The organism is Streptococcus halitosis, assembly GCF_003143695.2.
Lineage (GTDB): Bacteria > Bacillota > Bacilli > Lactobacillales > Streptococcaceae > Streptococcus > Streptococcus halitosis.
The window spans coordinates 678412-702867 of the sequence record NZ_QEMY02000001.1; the positions used below are offsets into that span (position 1 = coordinate 678412).

Genomic DNA, 24456 nt, shown 5'->3' on the forward strand with positions numbered 1-24456 from the left:
TTTCTAACTATATTATAACGCTTTCATTTTCATTTTGCAAATTTTTTCCTCATCTTACAAGGGAAAAAGTTTTAACTTCCAAAGCACCTGCTTCTTCCAAAAGTCGTTTCACACGATTCACAGTTGCCCCTGTTGTATAGATGTCATCAATCAGCAAAATCTTCTTAGGAAGTGAGATTCCATCTTTAATAAAAAATGGAATTTCAGTAGCCAACCTTTCCAAACGGCTTTTAGAAGAACTAGCGCTCTCTTCTCTTTTTCCTAATATATCTTTAAAAGAAAAGCCTGCTGCCTCAACCAAACCCTCGACTTGGTTGAACCCCCTCTCAAGCAATCTTCCAGGACTTAGGGGAATTACAACAAATTGATAACCTTTATACTTTTTCAGCTCCTCAGCAAGAACAGAAGCAAAAACTTTTCTAAGCAAAAAATCGCCATCAAACTTATAGCGACTGAAAAAGTCTTTCATAGCTTGATTATAGGTAAAGATTGCCTTATGATCAACACGAACTCCTTCTTTACACCAAAACTTACAATCTTGACACTTAGTTGACATATCTGTTTTCATACAGTTTGGACAATAATTCTCTCCAATCTTCTCAAAACTAGAAGCACAAGCTGAGCAAAGATAACTGCAGTCATCCTTCAAAAGGAAGAGACTGCTAAAAGTCAGCTCACTCTTTGTAGTCTGGCCACATAATAAACAGTTCATAACCCTGCCTCCTTATTCATCTGCTTGATTTCCTTGATTGCCTTCTTGATGGAAGCATTTAATCCATCATGAAAGAAGAGCAACTCACCAGTTGGTCTATCCATACTGCGTCCAACTCGCCCTCCAATCTGAATCAAACTAGACTTGGTAAAGAGACGATGATTAGCTTCTACTACGAAAACATCCACACAAGGGAAGGTAACCCCGCGTTCCAAGATTGTCGTACTGATTAGTATTGTTAGTTCTCCATCTCGAAAAGCTTGCACCTGCTCTAATCGGTCTTCTGTCACAGAAGACACAAAGCCGATATTCTCATTCGGGTACTGCTCCTTCAAGATTTCTTTTAGTTTTTCGCCTTTCTTAATCTCTGATGCAAAAATCAGTAAGGGATAACCTGTTCTTCTCTGTTTCTCAATATAAGTCTTTAACTTGGTTGACAATTGATTTTTCTCTAAACAGCGATTAAAATCCGATAACCAGACTGGTTTAGGAATAATCAATGGATTTCCATGAAATCGTCTTGGCAAGCTCAATCGTTTTAATTCTCCTGTGCGAACCTTCTTATCTAACTCATCTGTAGAAGTCGCTGTAAGGAATATCTTTAACCCCTCCTCCTTTACACATTGGTTTACAGCGTAGTAAAGTATAGGGTTGTCAACATAAGGAAAGGCATCTACTTCATCTACTATCAGCAAATCAAAAGCATGATGAAATTTTAACAACTGGTGAGTCGTTGCAACAACTAGTGGAGTTCGAAAATAGGGCTCTGATTCGCCATGAAGCAGTGCTATCTCACAAGCAAAGTCATTCTGCAGTCGCTTATACAATTCCAAACATACATCAATTCGAGGACTGGCCAAACACACTGCACCACCATTATTGATTACCTTGGCCACAACTTGATAAATCATCTCCGTCTTTCCAGCTCCTGTTACAGCATGAACCAAGGTCGGTTCTTTCTTTTCGACTGCTCGAATCAATCCCTCTGACACCTTCTCCTGAAAAGGGGTTAACTTACCACGCCACTTGAGGACATCTTGCTTAGGAAAATCTTCTTGCGGAAAATAGTATAAGGCTTGATCACTCCTGACTCGCTTCATCAGTAAGCACTCCCTACAATAGTATGCGCCAATAGGCAAATACCATTCTTCTAGAATCGAACTATTACAACGTTGACAAAACAGTTTCCCCTTCTCTTTTCTCATTGCTGGCAGTCTCACTGCTACCTGTCGTTCTTCTTCCGTTAATTCTTTCTCAGTAAACAAGCGACCGAGGTAATTTGGATTTACTTTCATACTTTAATATTCGTAAAAATCTAGCACTTTAGATATTTTTTTAGTACAATTGAATCATGGAATTTAGAACAATTAAAGAGGATGGGCAGGTCCAAGAAGAAATCAAAAAATCCCGCTTTATCTGTCATGTCAAGCGTGTTTATAGCGAAGAAGAGGCTCGTGACTTCATCACTACCATCAAAAAAGAACACTATAAAGCCACCCATAACTGCTCTGCTTTTATTATAGGGGAACGCAGTGAAATCAAACGTACGAGTGATGATGGGGAACCTAGTGGTACTGCTGGAGTCCCTATGCTGGGTGTCTTAGAAAATCATAATCTAACCAATCTCTGTGTGGTAGTGACACGCTACTTTGGTGGCATCAAACTAGGTGCTGGCGGTTTGATCCGTGCCTATGCAGGTAGTGTGGCCTTGGCTGTCAAAGAAATTGGCATTATTGAAATCAAAGAACAGGCTGGTATAGCCATTCAGATGTCCTACACTCAGTATCAAGAATATGGCAATTTTCTTAAAGAACATAATCTCATGGAGCTGGATACAAACTTTACAGATCAAGTTGATACAATGATTTATGTTGATAAGGAAGAGAAAGAAAATATCAAGGCTGCTCTTGTAGAGTTTTTTAATGGAAAGGTTACTTTAACGGATCAAGGTTTACGAGAAGTTGAAGTCCCTGTAAACTTAGTGTAAACAAAGGAGAAATACATGGCGTTTGGAAAATTTATTCAAGGACTTGCTGGTAACTTCAGCGAGGAAAACAAAGAGACTCTTATCAAAGAATATGGACAATATCTACTAGAGAATGAAGAAATTCAAAGTGGATATAAACTTATTCGCGATTCAATTATTTTTACAAATATCCGTATCATCTTTACAGATAAGCAAGGTGCCACTGGTCGCAAGATGTCTGTTAAGTCACTCTTTTTGATGAACATTGTAAACGTTGAAATGGAAACTGCTGGAGCAGGTATAGATGATAGTGAGATTACGATCACTTATTTAGAAAATGTCTTTCTAAAAGCACATAATGAGCATCTGAGTTTCCATAAATTTGAATTCCCTAAAAAAACGGACATCCTTCCGCTTTACACCTATTTATTAGAATTGGCTTATCACAATCGATTAAAAATTAATGGCTTAGACCTTTGATATAAAAAAATCCTATCACTTTGATAGGATTTCTATATTTTACAAATAGCCTTGAGCGCGTTATACTAGTATCATCTTATACAAAGAGGTATATCTATGACTATTTATAATAATATCACTGAACTAATTGGACAAACACCGATTGTTAAACTCAACAACATTGTTCCAGAGGGTGCTGCAGACGTCTATGTTAAACTAGAAGCTTTTAACCCTGGATCGTCAGTAAAAGACCGTATTGCCCTTAGTATGATTGAAAAAGCGGAACAAGATGGTATTCTAAAACCGGGTGCTACCATTGTTGAAGCAACGAGTGGAAACACTGGTATCGGTCTTTCATGGGTTGGTGCCGCTAAAGGATATAAAGTTGTTATCGTCATGCCTGAAACGATGAGTGTGGAACGACGTAAGATTATCCAAGCCTATGGTGCTGAACTCGTCCTTACTCCTGGAAGTGAAGGAATGAAAGGGGCTATTGCCAAAGCTCAGGAAATCGCCGCTGAACGTGACGGCTTCCTTCCCCTCCAATTTAATAATCCAGCTAATCCAGAAGTGCACGAAAGAACAACAGGAGCTGAAATACTGGCTACTTTCGGTTCTGATGGACTAGATGCTTTTGTGGGTGGTGTTGGCACCGGTGGAACGATCTCAGGTGTTTCTCACGCTCTTAAAGCAGCAAATTCAAACATTCAAGTTTATGCAGTTGAGGCAGACGAGTCAGCTATCTTGTCTGGTGAAAAACCAGGACCTCACAAAATTCAAGGCATCTCAGCTGGATTTATTCCTGAAACCCTTGATACAAAAGCCTATGATGGTATCGTCCGCGTAACGTCAGATGATGCTCTAGCACTCGGACGTGAAATTGGTGGAAAAGAAGGCTTCCTTGTTGGGATTTCTTCAGCTGCAGCAATTTACGGGGCAATTGAGGTTGCCAAGAAATTAGGTACAGAGAAGAAAGTTCTTGCTTTAGCACCAGATAACGGCGAACGTTATTTGTCTACAGCACTCTACGAATTTGAAGTGTAGTCTCCTAAATGCACTTAGCCCTTATTAAAGGGCTTTTTATATACTCATATAGAGCCTATTCTCTAAAACAAAGTTTTGGGGCAGATAAAGGCTTGCTGGGGTTACACGAGATGTAATCTGAGAGGTAAGCGTCAAGTGAGAATTAACATGGGATTCATACTCATGGCCAATAACCTCTTAAAATACAATAAGAGAAGGAGTCAAAATTAAAAAGCTAGAGTTCCTCAATTGGAAACCTCTAGCTTTTTTGTGGCTGAGAACTATTTTGTTTCAGATTCTTTAGTTATTCAAGGCTGCTGCCATTGTAGCTGCAACTTCAGCTTCAAAATCATTTGCAGCTTTTTCGATACCTTCACCAACTTCAAAGCGAGCGAACTCAACTACTGAAGCGTTAACTGAATCAAGGTAGGCTTCAACCGTCTTGCTGTCATCCATGATGTATACTTGTGCAAGAAGTGTGTATGCTTGGTCAACTTTAGTGTTGTCAAGCATGAAGCGATCCATTTTACCTGGGATGATTTTATCCCAGATTTTTTCCGGTTTGCCTTCTGCAACCAATTCAGCTTTGATATCTTCTTCAGCTTGAGCAATCACTTCATCAGTCAATTGAGCTTTTGATCCATATTTCAAGTGTGGAAGAGCTGGTTTACCAACCATTGCACGGCTATCATTATCTTGGTCAATCACGTGGTTCAATTGTGCCAACTCATCTTTAACGAACTGCTCATCCAATTCTTTGTAAGAAAGAACTGTTGGTTTCATCGCAGCAATGTGCATTGAGATTTGTTTAGCAAGCGCTTCGTCTCCACCTTCAATAACAGAGATAACACCAATTCGACCACCATTGTGTTGGTATGCTCCAAAGTGTTGCGCATCTGTTTTTTCAAGCAAAGCAAAACGACGGAATGAGATTTTTTCACCGATTGTAGCTGTTGCAGATACATAGGCTGCTTCAAGAGTTTCACCTGAAGGCATTGTCAAAGCAAGTGCTTCTTCGTTGTTCGCTGGTTTACCTTCAGCAATTACTTTAGCTGTTGCATTTACCAACTCAACGAATTGAGCGTTTTTCGCAACGAAGTCAGTTTCAGCATTTACTTCAACTACTGCTGCAACGTTACCGTTAACAAATACACCAGTCAAACCTTCAGCTGCAACACGGTCAGCTTTCTTAGCTGCCTTAGCCATACCTTTTTCACGAAGCAATTCGATTGCTTTTTCGATATCACCTTCAACTTCAACCAATGCTTTCTTAGCGTCCATAACACCAGCACCAGATTTTTCACGCAACTCTTTAACAAGTTTAGCTGTAATTTCTGCCATTTTGATTCTCCTATATTTTTTAAAAATAGGAGAGCCGGGCTAAGCCCCGCCCTCCTAGGTAATGATTACTTATTTGAATTAAGCGTTGTCGCCTTCTACAACTTCAACGATTTCTTCGATTGAGTCAGCTTGAGCTTCTGAAGCTTCAAATTCTGCTTCAACTGCTGCTGCATCTTCACCTTGACGTCCTTCGATGATAGCGTCAGCCAATTTAGCTGTGATCAATTTAACCGCGCGGATAGCGTCATCGTTAGCTGGGATGATTACATCGATATCGTCTGGATCAGTGTTTGTGTCAACCATCGCTACAACTGGGATTCCCAATTTTTTAGCTTCTTTAACAGCGATTTGTTCTTTATGTGGGTCAACTACGTACATTACATCTGGGATACGAGGCATGTCTTCGATACCACCCAAGAATTTTTCAAGACGTGCACGTTGTTTGTTAAGAAGTGCAACTTCTTTCTTAGGAAGAACATCAAAGATTCCTTCTTCTTCCATGCGTTTGATTTCTTTCAAACGAGCAATACGTTTTTGGATAGTTCCCCAGTTCGTAAGAGTTCCACCCAACCAACGGTGGTTGATGTAGTATTGACCTGAACGTTCTGCTTCTTCCTTAACAGCATCAGCAGCTTGTTTCTTAGTACCAACAAACAATACAACTGCATCGTTAGCCGCAGCATCACGCATGAAGTCGTATGCTTGGTCAGCGTATTTTACAGTTTGTTGCAAGTCGATAACGTGGATTCCGTTACGTTCAGTGAAGATGTACTTAGCCATCTTAGGGTTCCAGCGACGAGTTTGGTGACCAAAGTGTACACCAGCCTCAAGAAGTTGTTTCATTGAAATTACTGCCATGAGTATTTCTCCTTTTTGTTTTTTTCCTCTTCTTGATTTCAACTTGCAAAACGACCCGAGGGCAACAGTTTCACAATTCATCAAGAATGAGTATTATCGTTTACACGACAAGTTTCATTCTACCACATTTTAGCGATATTTTCAAGTGATTTTGATAGATTTCGATCTTGCTCTCGATTAAAAATAATAAAAGAGGCTCAAATCGAGCCTCTTCGTTTCATTCATTAGTTTGGATAAATGTAAGTAACATAACCTTCAGATGTTGTAGTTGGGTTGAACCATCCACGTTTGTTACCGATTGTACGATCTCCACCATAGTTTGATTCTGATACTTGAATACGAGTAGTTGAATCAACTGCTGTAACAACCGCTACGTGTCCATAGCCACCATCATTCCAACATGCAATCGCACCAACTTGTGGTTGAGAACCAGTACGGAAACCTGCAGCTGCTGCACTTGTAGCCCACTGTGCTCCGTTACCCCAGTAATCTCCAGCCCAAGGTGCTAATGTTTTAGCTCCCCAAGTACATTCACCAGTTGGATAACTTGAAGCATTTGTACTGTATGTTGGACGTTGTCTAGTAGGAGTTGGAGTAGGTGTAGGTGCTGGAGTGTAGCTTGAGTCCTCGTCATCAGATGCTGATGCTGACGTTGATGTAGATGTTGCTTGCACTTGAGCTGAGAAACTTGTGTTTCCAGAAGCAACAACTGATTGTTGTTGACTTGTTTGACGTGCTTTATAAGCTGCCTCTGCTTCAGCTGCTGCTTTCGCTTCTGCCTCTGCTGCTGCTTTTTGTTCCAACAAGGTAGCTTTCTCACCTTCTGCAGTAGCTTTCTCTGCAGCAAGGTTCAACTCAGCAACTTTTAACTCCGCCTGTTTTGTTGTCAATGTCTGTGCATCGTCAGCAAGCGTTTGTTGGTTCGCAATGACAGTATTGATTGCTTCATTATTTGCGACTTGTTTTTCTGAAATTGATTTTTTATCAGCTTTTTGTTGCTCTAACATTTTGTTGTTAGCCGATACAATCTCGCTCATAGCCGCAACACGGGAAATAGCTTCTGTAATTGATTTTGAATTTACAATTGTGTTGATATAGCTAGTTGCAGCACCGTTTGTTTGTGCGCTACGTGCTTGTTTTTCCAAAGATTCATTACGAGCAACAATATTCTTAGAGAGCTCTGTAATTTCTCCTTCGAGTTTTTTAGATTCCGCTTGTAGTGTTTCATTTTCAGCTTGTAAGTTTGCTTGCTGTGTTTGAATGGCTGTAACTTGCGTTTGGATTTCATCTACCTGTTGTTGAGCTTCTTTTTGTTGAGCTGTCAAGTCACTAATCTTACTATCTTGAGCAGCAATTTTTTCATCAGTTGTTTCAGCGTGAACAGTTGTTAACACTGCCACTTGAGACACTAATACTGTACTTAATAAAAGTGACGCTAAGATTTTTTTCTTCATATTGTGTAGATACTCCTTCTATTTAAGACATTACTAGTATACCAAAAAAAGACATAATAAATATTACGCCTTTGTTACATTTTTATTTCTTTCTTATAGATAATATTTTTCAAAAATATATTGGAAAATAAGCATCCATAAAAAGTTTAAAATCATTGATGGGACAAGGCTGTAAACAATGAAAACTGGCATTGATTCTACTGTCAGTCCCATAGCAAGGGCCAGAAGATAACTACCCATATCAAATAGGAAGCTCATCACAACTATTGTTAACATTCTCGTCCAACGGTTCAACAAAGTTACACTATTAAACTTGTGAAGTGAGGCACCTATCAAGATAAATAAAAGTGTCGCAATTCCTATCAAGTGGAAAAAATAGATATCGTACACCAAACCTGCTATACAGCAATAAGCTAAATAGAAGTATTCTGATACCTCAATTGTCTCAAACAAGAGAAATAAAAACAGGAAATGACTTGCTAAGTGAAAATGTGGATAAAAGGATTCTACTAATTGACCAATATGTGCATCAATTAGCACAAGAAAAGGAAGTAAAAAGAAAATACCAACTTGTTTTAACAGTCTCATTGCTAATTCCCCACTAACTCTACCACATGAAGATCTTTAGTATCAGCACTTAACTTTACTGTTACCTCTCGTGTTAGATAATCACTGCTATGAGTTGTAGCAACAACCTCTCCAACAGGAATATCCTTAACATTAAAGTTTCCAAGCCCCCCTGTAGTCACCCTATCTCCGGCACTAATGTCGTTGTTACTGTTTAATTGACTAATTTTAAGAAGTTCGGTTTCTTTGTCATAACCAACGATAATTCCGTAAATTTCAGTAGAACCATGCAAGATTTTAACGGAAATTTTGTCTGAATTTTCGGTGTTTGTCAATAGGTTGATCGTTGTTGAATGATCCTCCACTTTTGAAACACTGCCAATCAAGCCCCCGTTTGCAATGGCCAACATATTTTCAGAAGCACCCTTTGAACTTCCTGCATCTATCGTTAACTCTTGCTTCCAAAATACCGGTGAGCGCGTAATCACATCTGCTGCTAAGTTTTTTGTAGCCTGCAATTTTGACTTCATATCCAGCAACTGACGTAGTTGTTCATTTTCATTTTTTAAACTTTCTGATTGATTAGACTCCACTTCTAGTTTGTAGAGTTGCTTTTTTAAGCTTTCGTTTTCATTGTAAGTCTGCGTCAAATGTCCCAAATCTGATTTGAAAGTATCAAACCACTGAAAGGGTTTTTGGACAATTCTATCTACTAAGGAAATCCCATCTCCTAGTTTTGTCACGATAGCGCTTGAATAGGTTGTCACTAATAGTACAGAAACTGCCAGAACTGTGACAAAAACGATGATTAGATATTTTGATTTTTTAAAACGGTTCATATTCCTACCTTTATACTAAAAATCTGCTACAGTGAGCTTCTTATCAATCCTACAAACCTGCTAAGATTTTAAGAAAAATAAGAAACATCCCAGTACCAAAATCACAAGAATTGCCAGTGTATCCTTTTGACTCCATCTCAATTGTCTATACTGACTTCTACCCTTTCCTCCCTGATAACCACGCGCTTCCATGGCTATTGCCAATGAATCTGCACGCTTTAAGCTCGTCGCAAAAAGAGGAATTAAAATTGGAATCATAGCCTTTACTTTTTGAACGATGCTTCCCTCGCCAAAATCAACTCCACGAGCTTTTTGAGCATTCATAATTCTCGTCGTGTCATCCATCAAAGTTGGAACAAAACGCAAACTCATTGATAACATCAGACCAATTTCATGAACGGGAACTTTCACGCGTTTCAGCGGTGCTAAAAGAGCTTCAACTGCGGCTGCCAGACTCAAAGGCATGGTCGTTAAGGTTAGCAAGGTTGAAAAGAAAATAATTAACACAAAACGACAGAAAATGATTCCCGCTTGTTGCAAAGCATAATCCGTTATTCTTATAAAAGAAAACTCAAATAGGACATTTCCACTTGAAATGAAAAAGAGCTGAAAAAGAGTCGTAAAAGCAATCAAGAAGAACATGGATTTTAATCCCTGAATGAAAAATGAGAGGGAAACGCCTGACAAAGCGATAAATATACCTGTCGCTATAAACAAAATGAGATTGGTGAGAGGATTATTGGCCCAAAATACAATCAAAATCAGCAGAATCATGGCAAGCAATTTACTACGTGGATCCAAACGATGAATGATGGAATCCCCCGGTATATAACGCCCTAAAATCATACTATCCATTTAGCGACTCCTTAAACTCCTCTATCTTGATTGGCAGTTTTTTAAAAGCTACACCCCTATCTGCCAAACGTTTACAAAAGGCTGTTATTTTAGGCACACCTAACTGTACTTTTTCCATAGAGGCTACATCTTGGAAAACTTCGCTCGGTTTACCACTTTTGACTAAACGCCCCTTTTCCATAACATAGACCTGATCAGCATACGTAGCTACGTCATCCATCAAATGCGTTACCAGAACGATTGTCATTCCAGAAAGGTGGAGTTTTTTAAACAAGGTCATCAATTCTTTTCTGCCCAGAGGATCTAGCCCTGCTGTTGGCTCATCCAAAACCAGGACAGTTGGCTCCATGGCTAGCATACCTGCTATAGCCACACGTCTCATCTGGCCACCCGAAAGTTCAAAAGGACTGCGCTCAAAAAGTGACTCATCAATGCCTACCAAGGCTAACTTTTCACGCGCAATTTTCTTGGCCTCTTCCTCAGAAACTCCAAAATTTTGCGGTCCAAATGCAACATCTTTCAAAACAGTCTCTTCGAAAATCTGATTTTCAGCAAATTGAAACACTAGACCAACTTGCTTTCGAATCTGACGAATTTCTTTATTTGTTGATGTAGGGGTAATGACGGTATCGAAAACTCGAACAGAACCCTTACTTGGTACCAATAGGCCATTTAAAAGCTGTAAAATCGTTGATTTCCCACTACCTGTGTGCCCTACTAAAGCTGTATAGGAACCATCCTCAATCGTCAAAGAAACATCAGTCAAGGCTGATGAAGATAGGGGAGTCCCCTCTTGATAAGTAAAGCTCACATTTTCTAGAGTAATTCCCATAGCTTGTCCTCTAGCTCTCCTTCTGTCAAATAGCTATCCGGCAACTGATAGCCAGCCTCTCTCAAAGATCCTCTCAATTGATTAGTAAAAGGCTCATCTAACCCTATCTGGTCAAGGTCATCCCGAGAAAAAAGTTCTCTTGGGCTGCTGGTTGACTCCACTTGGCCTTTTTTCATGACCAAGACACGGTCACTCATCGCAACTTCTTCCAAGTCATGTGTAATGGAGACGACTGTCATCTGGTGGTCTTTTCGGATCTCTTGAACTGTCTGAATCAGTTCTCTGCGGCCCTCGGGATCCAACATACTTGTAGCCTCATCCAGAATTAAAATAGCTGGCCTCAGGGCAACAACTCCTGCAATAGCCACCCGTTGTTTTTGTCCACCAGATAAACGAGCTGGTTCTCTCTTCTTAAAGTCCAGCATCCCTACCAACTCCAAAGATTCAGACACTCTCCTCTTCATTTCTTCACGAGGAAGTCCCTGATTTTCTAAGCCAAAGGCGACATCATCTTCAACAGTTGCCCCCACAAATTGGTTATCTGGATTTTGAAAAACCATACCAATTTGACGGCGTAAGTCCCAAACATTCTCAGAGGACAACAACTGCCCATCTATCCAGATTTCCCCAGACTCTGCTTCAAGCAAGCCATCAAGCAAACGGATAGTTGTCGATTTCCCACTCCCATTATGACCTACAATCGAAAGCCATTCTCCCCGTTTCACGTGAAACGAGACATTATTAACGTCATAATGTTCCTGGTCTTCCTTGTAACGAAAAGACAGATTTTTTACTTCAATAATCGATTTCATTTCGAACCAAATGTCCCTTTGAATACATGAGCGCTACCCTTAAAATAATCATAGCCAGAGTAGATAGTGAAAAACAAAGCGATATAAAGCAACAGTTGACCAATTAAATTCCAATGTAAGAGCAAAAAGATAATGGCAAACATCTGACTAAAGGTCTTGATTTTCCCTGGCATCGCTGCTGCTAGAACTGTCCCTCCAGTCTCAACAAGCAACAAGCGTAAGCCTGTCACCGCAAGTTCACGACAGACGATAATAGCAACAACCCAAGCTGGAGCCATACCTAACTCAATCAACATGATGAAAGCTGACATAACCAACAGCTTATCGGCCATCGGATCAGCAAATTTTCCAAAATTGCTGACTACATTCCATTTACGAGCAAGGTAGCCATCGAGATAATCCGTTATACTAGCAACTGCAAAGATGATCGCTGCTAGCAAATGACTGCCTTGTGAATGGCCCAAAGTCAAAATAAGAATAAAGAGAGGTATAAAGAGAATTCTACCAATAGTTAATACATTAGGAATTTGTTCTTTTTTCATTGATTTTTCCTTAATCTGTAGTAAATGTAAGTGTCACAGTTCCAGTCTGAGTTGTCAGCTTCGAAGTATCAATCGTTTGATTTTCCACAGTCACAGTAACTCCCTTTACCACACCCAAAGTAATAGTTACAGAATCTTTCGTTGAAACTGTTGTTTTTGCATTCTTATTGTCTGCGGATAGTGTCACACCACCTTCCAACTCACTTCCCGAAACACTAACCCAGCTAGTCGTATCTGAAACTGCCAGCTGAACAGTAGCTGTTTCCTTACTCGTTTTATAGAGAGCTTCAATGCGGTTTCCTTCGCCTGACACTGTAATAGTTGATTCCGTAGTAGAAGACGAGCTAGACGTCTGACTACTAGAAGATGAACTAGATGAGGTTGTTGAACTAGTTGAGTTCACAACGCTATAATTAGCTGAAGAAGGACTTGGCTGAGTTTGGATGTAGTTCCAAACATAGTAAGTCACAAAAATTAAAATCGACAAAGCAAATAGAACGAAATAAAACAAAGGAAGATAAGACGTTTTTTTCTTATTTGATCGTCTGCGACCAGACAAGTCTTCTTCATCAACATCAACCTCTTCATAAGTGATCATACTACCTGAATCATAGGCGTCCAAAACAATTCTCTCATCCAACTCTACTGCCCAGGCATATTTTCTTAAAAAAGAACGAGCGTAGAAGGTACTAGGAAGTAAATCGAAATCATCAGCCTCCATGGCCTCTAGAAAATGCAACTGAATTTCAGTTTTTTCCTGTAATTCTTCCAAACTCAATCCCTGGTTAATTCTAGCTAAACGTAGAACCTCGCCAATTGTTTTTTTTCTCATACGTATCATTCCTTCTTTCTAGTATTAGTCATCTTTTAAGCTGGAAAGATGGTAAAATCAACTAAATCACCATCATCAATCAAACGATGTCCAGCTTCTAGAACATCTTCCAAAGTAATTTCCTGTAAAATTTTTGGAAAATCAAAAATTGTTTCTCCGCGATCCATCGGATCGTATTGAGTTGCAATAAATTCCAAGGAGTTCATGCTACTGAAAAACTCCCCAAACATCTCACTCTTAACAAGATCTAAATGTTCCTCTGTAATATCCGTATCACTACTAAACTGACGAATCGCTTTCCGAAATTGATGCGACAGAGAAACAGGCTCTTTGGTATCCATTGTCAATATCACAAAATGAAAGCGACTGTTGACTTCAACCTCAAGTGACAATGACGCATCTAACTTCCCAGACTCATATAACCTTTGAAAACGATCTGAGGTCCAGCCAAACATCATCGTAAATAGTATTTTCAATAAAATATTGTAACGATAAGACTCAGCTTCTGTTATTTGCCCATTACCTCTAATCGCAACAGCAAGTTTGGGTGAAGAAACTTCCATCCGAAGACTATCTGTTTGCTTCACAGGCTGCAAGGGTAGTTTCTCTTTTGTAACTGTAAACTGTTCTAAAGTCTTCTTTTCCTTTTTCGAAAAGTATTCCTCTACAACTTTTACATCAATATTTCCAGCTAAAAACAATGACATGTTGACAGGTTTGTAAAACTCTGTAAAGTTCTCTTTTAAATTTGAAACCTGAATCTCAGAAATTGATTTTTCACTTCCAACAATATCTGTTGCTAAAGGAGTATCAGGATAAAGGTTGGCTAATGTTGCAAAAAATAAACGTGAGTCTGGATCGTCTTGGTACATCTCTCGTTCTTGCTGGATAATAGCCTGTTCCCTCAAAACAGACTCTTCTGTAAAATGAACATCTCCGACTAACTCATTTAGCATATCTAAATTCTCTAATAGATGGTCAATTGTTGAAAAAAGATAGCTGGTCTTAGTAAAGCTTGTAAAGGCATTACTGTCCGCACCTAATCGAGTAAAAGCTGCCATCATATCCTCAGAATTTTCTCTTTCAAACAATTTATGTTCAAGAAAATGTGCAATTCCTGCTGGATGATGACGTAAACCTTTTTCCAAGCTTGTATAAGTTGCATCTACAGAACCAAATTGAACCGTTACAATCCCATAAACCTCATTGAAATCTTGCTTATGGAGTAAAGAAACTGTCAATCCATTTGACAATTGTGTTTTGTAGACTGTTTCCTTTACAGCAGGATAGTATTTTTCTTCAAAAGTAACCTTTGTCATTCTACTCCTTCCATAAAGTAAATCGCTTGTAACTTCAAACTGTTGGCAACTTTACATACAGCTTCTTTATCAACACTCTCTAATTTTGCCACCAATCGATCAATATCAAAGCTTGATTTCCCCAATAGAGCATTCAAATAGGCTCTTTCAACCAGGGTCTGTTGATTATCTTGAGCCATCAACAAAGATCGTCGAATCATCTCCTTTGTTTGTTCAAGTTCAAAATCTGTAAAGTTACCCTTTTTCAGATCTAGCAATTGATGATTCATCATTTTTCTAGCCTGATTTCGATTTTCTCTATCAATACCCGCATACATCCTTAACAGACCACTAAACAAATCCAATTGACTAGAGACTGAATAGGCTATTCCAGCATTTTCACGAACATTTGTAAAGAGTTTCGAATGTGCGAATTCACCCAACAGACCATTCATAACAAGCATGGGCAAATGCTCATCATCACCATATTCTACAGGAGAATGATAGCCTAATTCCAAAATAGATTGCCCAACATTCCTCTGAAACATTCCTTCTCGTAGAACATTCGAATAAGATTGATGGTACTGGATAGTGACGCCGTTCTCTCTAACTGTAAAGGGTAATGACTTCAGTGATTCTGTAATTTCTACTTCGTTGAAATCACCTAAGAAAAAGAAATCAATACAATCATTCTTCAGAGCATTTTGAAAGCACGTGTAGCTACTTTCCGGAGACTCATTTGAAATGCTATTTCGTAAATCACTGTATCTCAATTGAAGACGCTCATCATGGAAGAACAAGCTATCCAACTCCTTATGAGCAAAATAAAATGAATCATCCATATCAGTAGCTAAACTAGCCAATAATTGTTTTTTTTCAATTTTAAATAAGGCTGGCTCAAAAGCACCATCTTGAACTAAGGGGGAAAATAAAGTCTGTTTCACCAATTCCAAAATTTGAGAAGTCAAGACATTCTTTTTACTTAAAAAATCATCTCTCACATAGGTAAATGTTAGATCAAGAATATGTGCCTGTCCCCTACGATAAGCACCTGTAGAAATATCTGTTCCATATAAACTTGCCAAGTATCTGCGAAATGCTTGTGATGTTGGGTAAGCTTGATTTGCCGTCTCCAACATACTTGCACTTAACATGCGTCCTGCTATTGTCTCAAGAGATAAGGGAGCAGTAAAACGAATAGTAATTTTATTTGTTTTAAACTTTTTGGATTGAACAAAATGTGCTGAAATTCCAGGCACCAATTCCATACCTTACCTCCTTACATATAGAGTTCTATTATACCACGAAAATCAAAATTTTTCTTGTTCTCTTTATAGCTTTAAAGAGTAAAACCGTTTTCATTTCAACTGACTTTCCTTCAGCTATTTCGATGAAAATATGGTATAATACCAAAGATTGAGGTGAATTATGGAATACAAATTATTTGAAGAATTTATCACGCTCCAAGCCCTCCTAAAAGAGCTTGGAATTATACAAAGCGGCGGTGCTATCAAAGCCTTTTTAATAGAGCATCAAGTTTACTTTAATGGTGAGTTAGAAAGTAGACGTGGGAAAAAAATCCGTATTGGAGATACAATTGACATTCCTGATTTAAAGGTTGACATCACCTTGACACAACCAAGTTTAAAAGAGCAAGAAGAATATCAAGCAGACAAGATTGAGAAAGAGCGAATTGCTAAACTTGTCAAAGAGATGAATAAAGGTGTCAAGAAAGAAAAACAAAAAACTTCTTCATCACCTAAGACCAAACAAGCTCCACGTTTTCCAGGAAGATAACTATGTGGCTCCAACATTTAACAATTAAAACCTTTCGAAACTATAAAGAGGCAAAAATTGATTTCAATCCAAAATTAAATATCTTTCTAGGTCAAAATGCACAAGGAAAAACCAATATTCTAGAAGCAATCTATTTCTTGGCCTTGACACGTAGTCATCGGACTCGGACAGATAAAAATCTCATTCATTTTGATGACGAGCAACTCCATCTTTCTGGCTTGCTACAGAAAAAAACAGGTTCTATTCCTCTAGAAATTGATTTAACGCCAAAAGGGCGTGTGACTAAAGTCAATCACTTAAAGCAAGCTCGCCTCTCAGACTACATCGGACATATGAATGTGGTCCTCTTTGCACCTGAAGATCTCCAGTTAATTAAAGGGGCCCCCTCTGTTCGTCGAAAATTTATAGACATTGAACTGGGACAAATTAAACCAATCTACTTGTCAGACCTATCAAACTATAACCATATACTCAAACAAAGAAATACCTACCTAAAATCCAGCCAAAAGATTGACGAAACATTTCTGTCAGTCTTAGATGATCAGTTAGTAGAATACGGTTGTCGCGTCATAAAGCATCGGATAAAATTCATTAAAGAGTTAGAGAAATTTGGTCAAAAAAAACACTTAGAAATTTCAAATCAATTAGAAGAGTTGTCAATATTTTATCAATCATCTGTCAACTTCACTGATGAAGAACAGCTAACGAATTCTTTTGAAATCGCTTTAGAAAAAAGTAGATCCAGAGATTTATTTAAAAAGAATACTGGTGTTGGTCCTCATCGAGATGATATTTCTTTTTATATAAATGGGATGGATGCTAGTTTTGGAAGCCAAGGCCAACATCGTAGTCTCGTCCTGTCTATAAAATTAGCAGAAATCGAACTAATGGAAAGTATTACTACAGAATCCCCGATATTATTGCTTGACGATGTTATGAGCGAGCTTGACAACACTAGACAACTAAAATTATTAGAAACGATTTCTCAGTCAATCCAAACCTTTATCACAACAACAAGCTTAGACCATCTTCAAAACCTACCAGAAAATCTAAGTATCTTCACTATTCAGGATGGTAAAGTTGCTGTAAACTAAAATTGACAATATTGTAAAAGAACTCCTGTTTTCACGGGAGTTCTTTTTATCTCTTTTACATAGAATAATTTGGTGCCTCATTAGTAATTTGTACATCATGAGGGTGGCTTTCTTTCAAACCAGCACCAGACATTTCAATAAATTGAGCATTATCGTGTAGTTCTTTAAGGTTAGCTGCACCACAGTAACCCATACCAGAGCGGATACCACCAATCATTTGGAAGACAATATCAGCTACCGCTCCTTTATAAGCAACACGACCTTCAATTCCTTCTGGAACAAGTTTGTTTGCTTCATTGACAGAACCTTGGAAGTAACGATCGCTTGAACCTTTCTTCATTGCTGCGATTGATCCCATACCACGGTAAGTCTTGAATTTACGTCCTTGGAAGATTTCAGTTTCACCTGGTGCTTCGTCTGTTCCAGCAAACATTGATCCAAGCATAACAGCATTTCCACCTGCAGCAAGGGCTTTTACAATATCTCCAGAATACTTGATTCCACCGTCAGCAATGATCGTTTTTCCATATTCACGCGCAACAGCTGCTGCATCATAGATTGCTGTAACTTGTGGTACACCAACCCCTGCAATCACACGAGTGGTACAGATAGAACCTGGTCCAATTCCAACTTTGACAACATCTACACCTGCTTCGTAAAGAGCACGCGCACCTTCTGCAGTGGCAATATTACCCGCAATCAAAGTGCGGTCTGGGAAGTGAGCACGAATTTCAGCAATTTTACGTAGAACACCAGCAGAGTGACCATGGGCAGTATCAATAACAATTGCGTCAGCACCTGCTTCAAAAAGGGCTTCGGCACGTTCAAATGTATCTGAAGTAACACCTACTGCACCTGCAACTAAGAGACGACCAAACTCATCTTTGGCAGCATTTGGAAATTCAATCACTTTTTCAATGTCTTTAATAGTAATCAAGCCAGAAAGACGACCTTCTTCATCAACTAAAGGAAGTTTTTCAATACGGTGTTCTTGAAGAATGCTCTCAGCTGTTGCAAGATCTGTACCAACAGGAGCAGTAACAAGATTTTCACTGGTCATGTGGTTTGAGATTGGCTGATTGTAATCTGAAATAAAGCGAAGATCTCGGTTTGTTAGAATACCAACCAATTTACGATTTTCAAGTGTCTCTACAACTGGAACACCACTGATACGGTAACGTCCCATCAGTTCATCTGCTTCAGCAATAGTGTGTTCTGGAGTCAAGAAGAATGGATCAATAATAACACCATTTTCAGAACGTTTTACCTTGCGAACTTCATCTGCCTGTTGCGCAATAGACATATTTTTATGGATTACTCCAAGACCACCTGCACGAGAAATGGCAATAGCCATTTGACTTTCTGTGACTGTATCCATGGCGGCTGTTATAATTGGGATATTTAAAGTCAGATTATCTGCCAATTTTGTTGTTAAATCTGCATCATTAGGCAACACATGACTTTCTGCTGGAATGAGCAATACATCATCAAAGGTAAAACCTTTTTTCAAAAATTTAGTATCCCAATTAGACATTGAAGTTTCCTCTTTTCTTTCTTTTTGAGCTTGACTCTTTTTGTATTGTATCTATCATACCATTCTATGAAAATTTGTCAATTATATTTATGGTAGAAATCATAAAAAAACTATCCCTGTGATCCTATGGAAGAGATAGTTTTACGATTCATATTTTATCTATAATTTAAAATAATTTAGTCCCATTGCTCCCTTAACTTCAGATAGAGTTTGCCCCGCAACCTCACGCGCTTTCTCACTACCTTTTTGAAGCATATTGTACACTTCTCCCATATCCTTAGCAAATTCGATACGGCGCTCACGAATAGGACCAAGTTCGCGTTCTAATATTTCAAGTAGATAACGTTTCGTCTTTACATCACCAAGACCACCACGTTGATAATGTTCTTTCATATCCGCAATTTCTTGAGCATCTTCTGGACGACCAAACACATCTAGATAATGGAAAACCATATTTCCTTCAATCTTACCTGGATCCTCTACTCGAATATGGTCCGGATCAGTATACATACTCATGACTTTTTTACGCAAAGTATCTGCATCATCAGCTAGATAAATACCATTATTAAGGGATTTAGACATTTTAGCATTTCCATCTAAACCAGGCAAACGCCCTGCTCTCTCATTTTCTGGATAAATACCTTCCGGCTCCACCAAGACCTCACAATTATAAGCATGATTAAAGGAACGAACAATCTCGCGAGTTTGCTCAATCATTGGTTTCTGATCTGTCCCAACAGGAACATAATTAGCCTTGAAGGCAGTAATATCTGCTGCTTGCGCAATCGGATAAACTAAAAATCCTGTCGGAATACTTTCTCCAAACCCTTTCTGAGCGATCTCTGTTTTCACTGTAGGATTGCGCTCTAAACGTGCTAGTGACACCAAATTCATATAGTACATAGACAGTTCAGCTAACTCTGGAATCTGACTTTGAATAAAGATAGTTGATTTACTTGGATCCAATCCAACTGCTAGATAATCCAAGGCAACATTCCCAATTGATTCTACAATCGTTTGAGGATCTTTGGCGTGATCTGTCAATGCTTGTTGGTCCGCCAAAAAAACAAACATCTCATACTTGTCTTCTTCCTGCAGTAATACTCTATTTTTAAGACTCCCAACATAATGTCCAATATGCAGTTTTCCTGTTGGGCGATCTCCTGTTAAAATAATGGGTTTCGTCATTTTTTTCTCCTTCAAAATGGTCTCTTCAATTATAGCATTTTTTTGTTAAAATAACAGAAAATTATTAAAATCAAACAACTAACTCATTGTAAATAGACCTGTAAACTTAATTGACATAAAATTGACAAACAAAAATTTGAATATTTCTCTCTTTTCTAGTAGAATAAATATATTACATATTATAGGAGAAAAACATTGCTTACAGTATCTGATGTTTCACTACGTTTTAGTGATCGCAAACTTTTTGATGATGTCAATATCAAATTTACAGAAGGAAATACATACGGATTGATTGGTGCTAATGGTGCTGGGAAGTCTACATTCTTAAAAATCTTAGCTGGTGATATCGAGCCAACAACTGGTCACATCTCTCTTGGTCCAGATGAACGTCTCTCTGTTCTCCGTCAAAATCATTTTGACTATGAAGATGAACGAGTTATTGATGTCGTCATTATGGGAAATGAAAAACTTTACAACATCATGAAAGAAAAAGATGCCATTTACATGAAGGAAGATTTTTCAGATGAAGATGGTGTTCGTGCAGCCGAACTCGAAGGTGAATTTGCTGAACTTGGAGGTTGGGAAGCAGAAAGTGAAGCGTCTCAACTACTTCAAAACCTAAACATTCCAGAAGAATTGCACTATCAAAACATGAGCGAATTGGCCAATGGTGAAAAAGTGAAGGTTCTCCTTGCCAAAGCACTTTTTGGCAAACCAGATGTTCTTCTCTTGGACGAGCCGACCAACGGGTTGGACATCCAATCTATTACTTGGCTAGAAGACTTCTTGATTGACTTTGATAACACCGTTATCGTAGTATCCCACGACCGTCACTTCTTAAACAAAGTGTGTACTCATATGGCCGACCTTGACTTTGGAAAAATCAAACTCTATGTCGGAAACTACGACTTCTGGAAGGAATCTTCTGAGCTTGCTGCTAAATTGCTAGCAGACCGTAATGCCAAGGCAGAAGAAAAAATTAAGCAATTGCAAGAATTCGTTGCTCGATTCTCTGCTAATGCTTCTAAATCAAGACAAGCAACGTCTCGTAAAAAAATGCTTGACAAGATTGAATTAGAAGAGATTGTGCCATCTAGTCGTAAATATCCATTTATCAACTTTAAAGCAGAACGTGAGATTGGTAATGATCTCTTGACAGTAGAAAATTTAACTGTAAAGATTGATGGCGAAACTATCCTAGACAATATTAGTTTCATCTTGCGTCCAGGTGACAAGACTGCTCTTATTGGACAAAATGACATCCAAACGACTGCATTAATTCGTGCAATTATGGGTGACATCGACTATGAAGGAACTGTCAAGTGGGGAGTTACTACTAGCCGTTCTTACTTGCCAAAAGACAACTCGGCTGATTTTGCAGGAGGAGAGTCAATCCTTGACTGGTTGCGTCAATTTGCAAGTAAAGAAGAAGATGACAATACCTTCCTACGTGGTTTCCTTGGTCGTATGCTCTTCTCTGGTGATGAGGTTAACAAACCTGTAAACGTCTTGTCAGGGGGAGAAAAAGTACGTGTCATGCTTTCAAAACTCATGCTCTTGAAATCAAATGTCCTTGTACTTGATGATCCAACAAATCACTTGGACTTGGAATCTATCTCAAGCTTGAACGATGGATTGAAAAACTTTAAAGAATCAATCATCTTTGCTAGTCATGACCACGAGTTTATCCAAACTTTGGCAAACCATATCATTGTTTTGTCTAAGAATGGCGTCATTGATCGTATTGATGAAACCTACGATGAATTCCTAGAAAATGCAGAAGTACAAGCAAAAGTTAAAGAACTTTGGAAAGATTAAATAAGACTTCAAAACTCAGTTGGGGTAACCAACTGAGTTTTCTATCATTCTACGAGGTAACATGAAATCATTTTTTAAAACATATTGGACCTATTTTGTTTCTTTCATCATTCCTTTAGTAATTATGACTGGAGTATACTTAACTCAAGGTATCTACTGGAATAGCGATGCATCTCCACTATTAGGAGACGGTTTCCATCAATACGTTATTTTTGATGTAGCTTTACGAAATATTCTGCATGGAAATGGCAGTTTGTTTTACACCTTTACAAGTGGCCTCGGACTGAATTTCTATGCTCTATCTAGTTATTACTTGGGTAGCTTTCTTTCACCCATAGTTTACTTTTTTAATCTGTCGAATATGCCAGATGCTGTCTATCTAACCACTCTCTTAAAATTTGGATTGATTGGTCTGTCAACCTTCTTTAGTTTGACTAGATTATTTAAAGATATCCCAAAATTTTTAAAACTTGCATTATCTACTTCCTATGCTTTAATGAGCTTCACTGTCAGTCAGTTAGAGATTAAAACCTGGCTAGATGTTTTTATCTTGATTCCTTTAATTATAACTGGTTTACACCTACTTATAACACAAAAGAAGCGCCTACTATACTTTACAAGTTTGTCAATCTTATTTATTCAAAATTATTATTTTGGGTATATGACAGCATTGTTTCTTATTTTCTGGTATCTCTGCCAAATTTCTTGGGACTTTAAAACTCGAAAATCATCTTTTCTTGATTTTGTTGTTACCTCCTTTTTAGCTGGAATGGCTAGTTTGATTATGACTCTTCCTACACTGTTTGATTTACAAACTCATGGAGAGAAGTTGACTGCCATCACAAAATTAAAGACAGATAGTAGCTGGTATTTGGATATTTTTGCAAAACAATTCATTGGATCTTTTGATACAACTAAATATGGATCTATACCAATGATTTTTGTTGGATTGCTTCCTTTTATTTTGACTATTCTATTTTTCACAATAAAATCCATAAGGTTTCACGTGAAACTTACCTATGCAATTTTCTTTACTTTTTTAATAATAAGTTTTTATATAGAAGCACTTGATTTATTTTGGCAAGGGATGCATACCCCGAATATGTTTTTGCATCGCTATGCTTGGATTTTTTCTACTCTGTTAATTTATACTGCAGCAGAAGTCTTAAACCGTCTGAAAGAACTGAAGCTCTGGAATCTATTTGTCTCACTTTTTCTTGTACTAACAGGATTTTTGGCTACTGTCTATTTTAAATCACACTATTCTTTTTTAACTGATTTGAATATCCTACTCACTCTTGAATTTCTTCTAGTTTATGCTCTTTTACTTCTTGCAGTCATTAGAAAATTTATCTCTGTAAATCTATTTGCAATTCTTTTGTCTTTATTTATAACAGCTGAGATAAGCTTAAATGCATCATCTCAAATGGAAGGAATAGCTAAAGAATGGGCCTTTGCTTCTCGTAGCGCCTATAATAGAGATATCACCGCTATGGAATCCATTCTAAATCAAATTGACAATCCATTTACACGTACTGAAAAACTGCAAATTCAGACTGGAAATGACAGTATGAAATTTAACTACAATGGAATCTCTCAATTTTCGTCTGTACGAAATCGTTCAGCTAGCACTAGTTTGGATAAACTTGGATTCAAATCCTCTGGAACTAACCTCAATCTCCGTTATGCTAATAACAGTCTTTTAGCAGATAGTTTATTTGGAATCCAGTACAATATTTCTGAAACTTCACTTGATAAGTATGGCTTTCAAGAGATTTATCAAAAGGATCATTTAACCTTATATAAAAATCAACTCTCTTTACCCATTGCCTTTGCCACTCAATCTATTTACACAGATGTAAACTTTAATAATCACACTCTGGATAATCAGGCTTTATTTATAAACCAGCTTGCTAATCTCAACTTAGATTACTTCTCCCAAATAGCATATGATAAAACAGATAATTCTGAAGGTTTAACAAGTATCACAGGTTCTGCGAATGAAGATGCAAAGATTGATTATCAAATTGAGGTTCCTCAAAATAGCCAAGTCTATCTCTCTTTTTCAAATCTTCATTTTACAAACGATAAGCAAAAGAAAGTTGACATCATTGTCAATGGAGAAAAAAAGACTTTTACAACTGACAATGCATTTAATTTCTTTAATTTGGGTTATACTGAAGAACAAAAAACTTTCAATATCAGTGTTAGTTTCCCTGGAAATTCTCAGGTGTCCTTTGAATCTCCAACCTTCTATCGTTTAGATACTCAGGCTCTTACTGAGGCAATTCAAAAGATTAAAGAACAACCTGTAGAAGTATCCACCTCTAAAAATAAAGTCTTTGCTACATATGAAGTAAAACAAGATACCTCTATTTTCTTCACTATTCCTTATGACAAAGGTTGGTCTGCATACCAAGATGGGAAAAAACTTGAAATCAAGCAGGCTCAGACTGGTTTTATGAAAGTTGATGTTCCAGAGGGAAAAGGCACTATTACACTTTCCTTTATCCCCAATGGTTTTGTTATTGGAGCAGTCTGCTCAGTAACTGCCCTTCTTCTTTTTGGAATCTATAATCACAGACGAAATTTATCTAAGACAGAAAAAGATTGACCAATTCCTTGGCCAATCTTT

At 38.0% G+C, this 24456-nt stretch carries 23 protein-coding genes; 7 read left to right on the forward strand and 16 right to left on the reverse strand.

The window, feature by feature from the left end:
* Window positions 1-49: 49 nt before the first annotated feature.
* Together DB729_RS03365 and DB729_RS03370 are read right to left on the reverse strand one after the other, a co-directional pair.
* Entirely contained in the window at window positions 50-712 is a 663-nt protein-coding gene (locus DB729_RS03365) for a ComF family protein (RefSeq protein WP_000995719.1), read from the reverse strand.
* Entirely contained in the window at window positions 709-2007 is a 1299-nt protein-coding gene (locus DB729_RS03370; RefSeq protein WP_002877642.1) for an ATP-dependent helicase ComFA, read from the reverse strand. Before DB729_RS03370 ends, DB729_RS03365 begins: the two co-directional genes overlap by 4 nt.
* A gap of 56 nt (window positions 2008-2063) precedes the next feature.
* On the opposite strand from DB729_RS03370, the gene DB729_RS03375 reads away from it, so the two are divergent.
* The 3 genes from DB729_RS03375 to cysK all read left to right on the forward strand — a co-directional run bounded on the left by DB729_RS03375 (window position 2064) and on the right by cysK (window position 4181).
* A complete protein-coding gene (locus tag DB729_RS03375; RefSeq protein WP_033584683.1) occupies window positions 2064-2699 on the forward strand; it encodes a YigZ family protein in 636 nt (211 codons plus the stop codon).
* Between the two features lie 15 nt (window positions 2700-2714).
* The gene (locus DB729_RS03380) at window positions 2715-3158 is read left to right on the forward strand and encodes a PH domain-containing protein (RefSeq protein ID WP_033584681.1); all 444 of its coding nucleotides are present in this window, start codon (window positions 2715-2717) and stop codon (window positions 3156-3158) included.
* A gap of 96 nt (window positions 3159-3254) precedes the next feature.
* Window positions 3255-4181: a cysteine synthase A gene (gene cysK, locus DB729_RS03385; RefSeq protein ID WP_109289538.1), complete on the forward strand. Its 927-nt coding sequence runs from the start codon at window positions 3255-3257 to the stop codon at window positions 4179-4181.
* Between the two features lie 279 nt (window positions 4182-4460).
* Here cysK and tsf read toward each other — a convergent pair whose 3' ends face one another.
* The 12 genes from tsf to yfmF form a co-directional block, all read right to left on the reverse strand.
* Window positions 4461-5501: a translation elongation factor Ts gene (gene tsf / locus DB729_RS03390; protein WP_000808088.1), complete on the reverse strand. Its 1041-nt coding sequence runs from the start codon at window positions 5499-5501 to the stop codon at window positions 4461-4463.
* A 78-nt stretch (window positions 5502-5579) separates the two neighbouring features.
* Window positions 5580-6359 (reverse strand): 30S ribosomal protein S2, encoded by a 780-nt coding sequence (gene rpsB / locus DB729_RS03395; RefSeq protein WP_000268476.1) that lies wholly within the window; start codon window positions 6357-6359, stop codon window positions 5580-5582.
* A 224-nt stretch (window positions 6360-6583) separates the two neighbouring features.
* Window positions 6584-7813 (reverse strand): peptidoglycan hydrolase PcsB, encoded by a 1230-nt coding sequence (pcsB, locus tag DB729_RS03400; protein WP_000727001.1) that lies wholly within the window; start codon window positions 7811-7813, stop codon window positions 6584-6586.
* Between the two features lie 93 nt (window positions 7814-7906).
* On the reverse strand, window positions 7907-8401 hold the full coding sequence (mreD, locus tag DB729_RS03405; RefSeq protein WP_001237922.1) for a rod shape-determining protein MreD: 495 nt from the start codon (window positions 8399-8401) through the stop codon (window positions 7907-7909).
* Window positions 8402-8403: 2 nt separating this feature from the next.
* Entirely contained in the window at window positions 8404-9219 is an 816-nt protein-coding gene (gene mreC / locus DB729_RS03410; protein WP_001078968.1) for a rod shape-determining protein MreC, read from the reverse strand.
* Window positions 9220-9279: 60 nt separating this feature from the next.
* Complete coding sequence (locus tag DB729_RS03415) at window positions 9280-10074, reverse strand: energy-coupling factor transporter transmembrane component T family protein (RefSeq protein ID WP_033584631.1); 795 nt, start codon at window positions 10072-10074, stop codon at window positions 9280-9282.
* Window positions 10067-10906: an energy-coupling factor transporter ATPase gene (locus tag DB729_RS03420; protein WP_033584628.1), complete on the reverse strand. Its 840-nt coding sequence runs from the start codon at window positions 10904-10906 to the stop codon at window positions 10067-10069. Before DB729_RS03420 ends, DB729_RS03415 begins: the two co-directional genes overlap by 8 nt.
* A complete protein-coding gene (locus DB729_RS03425; RefSeq protein WP_033584626.1) occupies window positions 10891-11718 on the reverse strand; it encodes an energy-coupling factor ABC transporter ATP-binding protein in 828 nt (275 codons plus the stop codon). Before DB729_RS03425 ends, DB729_RS03420 begins: the two co-directional genes overlap by 16 nt.
* Window positions 11715-12260, reverse strand: coding sequence for a CDP-diacylglycerol--glycerol-3-phosphate 3-phosphatidyltransferase (gene pgsA, locus DB729_RS03430; protein WP_000712151.1), 546 nt, complete (start codon window positions 12258-12260; stop codon window positions 11715-11717). Before pgsA ends, DB729_RS03425 begins: the two co-directional genes overlap by 4 nt.
* A 10-nt stretch (window positions 12261-12270) precedes the next feature.
* Entirely contained in the window at window positions 12271-13092 is an 822-nt protein-coding gene (gene rodZ, locus DB729_RS03435; RefSeq protein WP_165442219.1) for a cytoskeleton protein RodZ, read from the reverse strand.
* Window positions 13093-13127: 35 nt separating this feature from the next.
* On the reverse strand, window positions 13128-14411 hold the full coding sequence (yfmH, locus tag DB729_RS03440; RefSeq protein ID WP_000170122.1) for an EF-P 5-aminopentanol modification-associated protein YfmH: 1284 nt from the start codon (window positions 14409-14411) through the stop codon (window positions 13128-13130).
* The gene (yfmF, locus tag DB729_RS03445; RefSeq protein ID WP_109289536.1) at window positions 14408-15658 is read right to left on the reverse strand and encodes an EF-P 5-aminopentanol modification-associated protein YfmF; all 1251 of its coding nucleotides are present in this window, start codon (window positions 15656-15658) and stop codon (window positions 14408-14410) included. Before yfmF ends, yfmH begins: the two co-directional genes overlap by 4 nt.
* 160 nt (window positions 15659-15818) lie before the next feature.
* On the opposite strand from yfmF, the gene yaaA reads away from it, so the two are divergent.
* Complete coding sequence (yaaA, locus tag DB729_RS03450; protein WP_033584618.1) at window positions 15819-16187, forward strand: S4 domain-containing protein YaaA; 369 nt, start codon at window positions 15819-15821, stop codon at window positions 16185-16187.
* A 2-nt stretch (window positions 16188-16189) separates the two neighbouring features.
* Window positions 16190-17281, forward strand: coding sequence for a DNA replication/repair protein RecF (gene recF, locus DB729_RS03455; RefSeq protein ID WP_033584616.1), 1092 nt, complete (start codon window positions 16190-16192; stop codon window positions 17279-17281).
* A gap of 55 nt (window positions 17282-17336) precedes the next feature.
* Here recF and guaB read toward each other — a convergent pair whose 3' ends face one another.
* Both guaB and trpS read right to left on the reverse strand, forming a co-directional pair.
* The gene (gene guaB / locus DB729_RS03460; RefSeq protein ID WP_033584615.1) at window positions 17337-18815 is read right to left on the reverse strand and encodes an IMP dehydrogenase; all 1479 of its coding nucleotides are present in this window, start codon (window positions 18813-18815) and stop codon (window positions 17337-17339) included.
* Between the two features lie 159 nt (window positions 18816-18974).
* Window positions 18975-20003, reverse strand: coding sequence for a tryptophan--tRNA ligase (gene trpS, locus DB729_RS03465; protein WP_033584613.1), 1029 nt, complete (start codon window positions 20001-20003; stop codon window positions 18975-18977).
* Window positions 20004-20198: 195 nt separating this feature from the next.
* Between trpS and DB729_RS03470 the strand changes: the two genes are divergently transcribed.
* Window positions 20199-21821 carry an ATP-binding cassette domain-containing protein gene (locus DB729_RS03470; protein WP_000958793.1) on the forward strand — a complete coding sequence of 541 codons (1623 nt, stop codon included), beginning with the start codon at window positions 20199-20201 and terminating at the stop codon, window positions 21819-21821.
* A 61-nt stretch (window positions 21822-21882) separates the two neighbouring features.
* Complete coding sequence (locus tag DB729_RS03475; protein ID WP_033584611.1) at window positions 21883-24435, forward strand: YfhO family protein; 2553 nt, start codon at window positions 21883-21885, stop codon at window positions 24433-24435.
* Window positions 24436-24456 lie beyond the last annotated feature (21 nt).

Excerpts from the sequence above, each read along its gene's own strand:
- DB729_RS03425 (WP_033584626.1), bottom strand. The coding sequence starts at position 11,718 with ATGAAATCGATTATTGAAGTAAAAAATCTGTCTTTTCGTTACAAGGAA.
- DB729_RS03375 (WP_033584683.1), top strand. The coding sequence starts at position 2,064 with ATGGAATTTAGAACAATTAAAGAGGATGGGCAGGTCCAAGAAGAAATC.
- pgsA (WP_000712151.1), bottom strand. The coding sequence starts at position 12,260 with ATGAAAAAAGAACAAATTCCTAATGTATTAACTATTGGTAGAATTCTC.
- DB729_RS03380 (WP_033584681.1), top strand. The coding sequence starts at position 2,715 with ATGGCGTTTGGAAAATTTATTCAAGGACTTGCTGGTAACTTCAGCGAG.
- DB729_RS03420 (WP_033584628.1), bottom strand. The coding sequence starts at position 10,906 with ATGGGAATTACTCTAGAAAATGTGAGCTTTACTTATCAAGAGGGGACT.
- guaB (WP_033584615.1), bottom strand. The coding sequence starts at position 18,815 with ATGTCTAATTGGGATACTAAATTTTTGAAAAAAGGTTTTACCTTTGAT.
- pcsB (WP_000727001.1), bottom strand. The coding sequence starts at position 7,813 with ATGAAGAAAAAAATCTTAGCGTCACTTTTATTAAGTACAGTATTAGTG.
- tsf (WP_000808088.1), bottom strand. The coding sequence starts at position 5,501 with ATGGCAGAAATTACAGCTAAACTTGTTAAAGAGTTGCGTGAAAAATCT.
- DB729_RS03415 (WP_033584631.1), bottom strand. The coding sequence starts at position 10,074 with ATGGATAGTATGATTTTAGGGCGTTATATACCGGGGGATTCCATCATT.
- mreD (WP_001237922.1), bottom strand. The coding sequence starts at position 8,401 with ATGAGACTGTTAAAACAAGTTGGTATTTTCTTTTTACTTCCTTTTCTT.
- DB729_RS03365 (WP_000995719.1), bottom strand. The coding sequence starts at position 712 with ATGAACTGTTTATTATGTGGCCAGACTACAAAGAGTGAGCTGACTTTT.
- cysK (WP_109289538.1), top strand. The coding sequence starts at position 3,255 with ATGACTATTTATAATAATATCACTGAACTAATTGGACAAACACCGATT.
- yfmF (WP_109289536.1), bottom strand. The coding sequence starts at position 15,658 with ATGGAATTGGTGCCTGGAATTTCAGCACATTTTGTTCAATCCAAAAAG.
- DB729_RS03475 (WP_033584611.1), top strand. The coding sequence starts at position 21,883 with ATGAAATCATTTTTTAAAACATATTGGACCTATTTTGTTTCTTTCATC.
- rodZ (WP_165442219.1), bottom strand. The coding sequence starts at position 13,092 with ATGAGAAAAAAAACAATTGGCGAGGTTCTACGTTTAGCTAGAATTAAC.
- trpS (WP_033584613.1), bottom strand. The coding sequence starts at position 20,003 with ATGACGAAACCCATTATTTTAACAGGAGATCGCCCAACAGGAAAACTG.
- yaaA (WP_033584618.1), top strand. The coding sequence starts at position 15,819 with ATGGAATACAAATTATTTGAAGAATTTATCACGCTCCAAGCCCTCCTA.
- rpsB (WP_000268476.1), bottom strand. The coding sequence starts at position 6,359 with ATGGCAGTAATTTCAATGAAACAACTTCTTGAGGCTGGTGTACACTTT.
- DB729_RS03370 (WP_002877642.1), bottom strand. The coding sequence starts at position 2,007 with ATGAAAGTAAATCCAAATTACCTCGGTCGCTTGTTTACTGAGAAAGAA.
- yfmH (WP_000170122.1), bottom strand. The coding sequence starts at position 14,411 with ATGACAAAGGTTACTTTTGAAGAAAAATACTATCCTGCTGTAAAGGAA.
- mreC (WP_001078968.1), bottom strand. The coding sequence starts at position 9,219 with ATGAACCGTTTTAAAAAATCAAAATATCTAATCATCGTTTTTGTCACA.
- recF (WP_033584616.1), top strand. The coding sequence starts at position 16,190 with ATGTGGCTCCAACATTTAACAATTAAAACCTTTCGAAACTATAAAGAG.